4 protein-coding genes and 1 pseudogene are annotated in these 3,688 nt (G+C 33.6%); 1 reads left to right on the top strand and 4 read right to left on the bottom strand.

From position 1 onward, the window contains the following. Window positions 1-45: 45 nt before the first annotated feature. The 4 genes and pseudogenes from ABF682_RS11925 to ABF682_RS11910 all read right to left on the bottom strand — a co-directional run. Window positions 46-183, bottom strand: a pseudogene (locus tag ABF682_RS11925) (IS5/IS1182 family transposase); the annotation flags it as partial. Between the two features lie 173 nt (window positions 184-356). Then, window positions 357-1,172, bottom strand: a complete 816-nt coding sequence (locus ABF682_RS11920) for an NUMOD1 domain-containing DNA-binding protein (protein ID WP_159298860.1) — start codon at window positions 1,170-1,172, stop codon at window positions 357-359. Window positions 1,173-1,196: 24 nt separating this feature from the next. After that, entirely contained in the window at window positions 1,197-1,847 is a 651-nt protein-coding gene (locus ABF682_RS11915; protein WP_223801936.1) for an NUMOD1 domain-containing DNA-binding protein, read from the bottom strand. Window positions 1,848-2,262: 415 nt separating this feature from the next. Further along, window positions 2,263-2,787 (bottom strand): hypothetical protein, encoded by a 525-nt coding sequence (locus tag ABF682_RS11910; protein WP_223801934.1) that lies wholly within the window; start codon window positions 2,785-2,787, stop codon window positions 2,263-2,265. Window positions 2,788-3,011: 224 nt separating this feature from the next. Here ABF682_RS11910 and ABF682_RS11905 point away from each other — a divergent pair, with 224 nt between their 5' ends. After that, window positions 3,012-3,593, top strand: a complete 582-nt coding sequence (locus tag ABF682_RS11905; RefSeq protein ID WP_223801933.1) for a matrixin family metalloprotease — start codon at window positions 3,012-3,014, stop codon at window positions 3,591-3,593. Window positions 3,594-3,688: the final 95 nt, after the last annotated feature.

Here is a 3,688-nt window from a genome sequence, read left to right as displayed (position 1 = left end):
ACCAACAGTTCTAACCTGCCGTTTTCCTACATTTTACGGGTGCCTTTTACAGATATATAGAATGGCACAGAAAACGTCATATAAATCAACTTGCCGCGGCTTCGTCCGTTGACAAAAGTTTTCTAGTTCTGAGCGAATGACTTCAAACTGTTGGCGAGTAATATTACTGGGATAATTAGGCATAACAATTTCCTTTTTTGCAAAAGTATACCAAAACTCAATTTAGATCTCAAACAGTTTCTTAGTAATTGAGTTTAATGTTAACTAAAAAAGCAAATCCTAAGGGATTTGCTTTTTTTCATTGATTGAATTAAGCAAATAATTCCATTTGAATCCTAGTTTAATAATGGTCAAAATTAAGTTTTAGCAAACAACTCATCAAGGGTAATTGCATTCGATTTATATTTCTTTAATCGCTTGTTAAAAGCATTATAACTGATACCAATGTATTGGGCAGCTTCCTTGTAAGAATAGAAAGTTCGTCGATGATATTTAATCATATGTCCCTGTGAATGCTTCGGCGATCTGAACAATTGTTCAATAGTGAATTCACCATTGAGATACTTTTTCAAACGTCCATTAAAGGCAGCACTTGAGATACCAATATAATCATAGGCAGCCTTATATGAGTTAAAGGTTATTCCTTGATAATGGAGTTTAATAGTATTTAGCTGTTTAGCCCGTAAATTAGTTGAGTTCCGAGAATAGAGGTCATCAATATCGTATATTCCTTGATGATAACGCTTTAGCCTTTCAGTAAATTTTGTTGGTGTAATACCAACATATTTAGCAGCCATTAATTTATTTTCAAATACTTTTTTGTGATACGGAGGTAATTCGTAGGATTGGTATTTTACTGATGAAAACAATTCATCTAAAGTAATTTGATCTGCATAATATTTTTTTAACCGCCGATAAAAAGTTGTTTGAGAAACACCCGCGCTTTTAGCAGCTTCCTGATAATTGATAAAAGTCTCACCATGATAGGTGAGACTTTTATGTTTCTGTAATTGTGTTTTTTTTCCAACGGAGTTAAAAAGTTCTGCAAGCGAGAACTGCCCACTCTGATATTTTTGGTATCGTTTAGAAAAACCTGTTGCAGTCATACCAAGAAAATTTGCTGCTTGTTGATAACTTATAAATCGCTTTCCCTTATAAACAATTGGTTCCATATATGATCCCCCCTATAATTGAACTCAGTGTTTCTGACGGCGAAACAGCTCATCAATGGGCAATTCTCCAGATAAATATTTATGATATCTTGCGGAAAAGGCTGATTGAGAAATGCCGAGATACTGACAGGCTTCTCGTTGAGTTTCAAAAGTGTGCCCATTATAGGTTATTGCCATTGTTTTAGAATGCTTTTTCTGTAGTTCAAGTGGATCGGAAGCAAAAATATCATCTAAAGTATAGTCACCATTATAATAACGTTTTAAGCGTTGCGTAAAAGTATTTTGGCTAACACCGACATAATTAGCTGCTGCTTTCTTACTGCTAAAAGTCTTCCCATGCCAAACTGGCATGGGATAGGTTGTGTATGTAGGTGCTCTAAATAAATCTTCTAAGGATATTTCACTTCTCAAATATTTTTTATACCGTCGATTAAAAGAAACTGAAGTAATGCCAATAAACTTAGCTGCGTCTGCATGACTGCTAAATTTTTGATTTTTATAACAAATCACATGTGTTAAATGATAGTTACCATTATAAAAAAGGTCATTAAGATCATACTCTCCAGCTTGATACTTTCGATAACGTTTTGCAAACCCGGTTTTAGTAATGCCAACAAAATCAGCAGCCTGCTGATAAGAAGTAAAACTTTTCCCGCTATACTGAATGGGGTCCATTTGCTGCTACCTTCCTTTCTACGACCTATATAAAAACAAAAAATGAACGACCAATTCATTTATAAATTCATACCAGCATCACAAGTGATAATCCAATCCCAGAATAATTAGGCATACTCCCACAAAGATAATTGAGAAGCCAATACAAAGCATAAATAGTTTAAAGGGATCTTCAACGGTAAATTTATTGTTTTGTTTAAAAATAATAAATCCGCTAAGTACCACTAGTAGTCCGATAAATAGTAATTTCGGGGTCATTCATGACGCAACTCCCTTACCTTGGTACTTCAAAACGGTGGCGATGGCTTAGGGGGTTAAAAAAGTAACCCAACTTAAGATAATAACCAAAGCCAAGATTAACCACCAATTATTTTGCCAAAAATGCTTAATATCCATTAATTTTGTTCTCTCCTAATTAACTGATGAAGTGCTTTAATAAAAATTCGGCTAATTTAGTCATTACCACATTATACTTATTTAACAGGTCCTTAAATTGATGTAGCTCATGTTGTTTTAATGATTTACGCTCAATAACCATCTTTTTTAACACCGCAATTAAACCTATTAATTGTTCTCGATCTTCAAATTTAACGAGTGGAATTAAACCTTCCAAGTTTTCAAGAGAAACCTGCTGAATTGCGGAAGGATTGAACCAGCTTGGTGAATTCATGTAATAATTGCGATCATTCTCTGTTTCAAACTTGAGATGATAGCTATAATGAATTCTTTCAACATTTGTAATGTAATATTTTTCTTCCTGGAAATCAATAAAAATATCCTCATCTTTAATTTCAAAAAAATGCTCATCTTCATTAAAAACCAGATAAAAGCTCCGATTGGCATAATCTGGAAACGCAGTAACTGTGCCTAAAAAATTACCTTGACGATAAACCTGATAGTGATTAATCAAATTTTCGTTTGTTTCCGTTTGTTGAGACATTGACTTCACACCACCATTATTATATTCTTGAACTGGTAAAGTTATAGTTTCGTTAACCAATAAGTTATTTTGTAATTTGTTGAAGTAAGAACATTAATGTTCTATCGGAAGATATTGACAGACTGAAAATGTCTTCGATTAACCATTTATAGTGGTTTTATTAGCTTATTTTATTATATCATAATCATCAGGTTTTAGATTTAGACAAAGGGGGAAATGTTAAAGTGAAACCATATTTTTATATTTTACTAACCACACTGATAATACTAATTAGTCCCATTACCAGTTATGCAGCAGTTAATTCTGATTATAAAGAAGGGTTTACTTATCAAAATCCAACAGTCATTACTTATCAATATGAAAATCAGACAATTTCTAAAGACCGAACCGCTTATCAAAGTGCTTTTAGGGCTTGGACCAAAGCTTTGCATCAGAAAATTAAATTCATCAAGGTTGCCGATGCCCCTGATGTTGTTATCAGTTCAGCTAATTATGGTGACTGGTATACAGACAAGGCTGGAAATACCTATTATATGAATGCAGTTACTCAATTAACAGTCTCTGGCAGCGTTCTTATCCATTCAAAAATTTATATGTATGACAAAACCTTAATTAAAACTGGTAACGACAATAAAACTATGCGATTATTGGTAGCTGAGCATGAAATAGGCCATATTTTAGGGCTAGGAGAACTAGACCAGCATCCGAATGACGTAATGTCCCGAATTTGGGATTACTCTTCTCAGAAGCTGAAGATTTCTCAATTAGATGTCCGAACTGTTCTGCAGGGAGATAACTTAGGCTAACTATTGATTATAAAAGGGATAGGGTTGTAGAGGCGATCTGTGTGATTTGTGATTAAAAATTAATTTTTAATCACAAATCACACAGATCGCCTCTA

It is taken from the genome of Liquorilactobacillus sp. (assembly GCF_047719775.1).
Taxonomy (GTDB): Bacteria; Bacillota; Bacilli; order Lactobacillales; family Lactobacillaceae; genus Liquorilactobacillus.
This window is presented reverse-complemented; position numbering and strand designations above follow the sequence as displayed.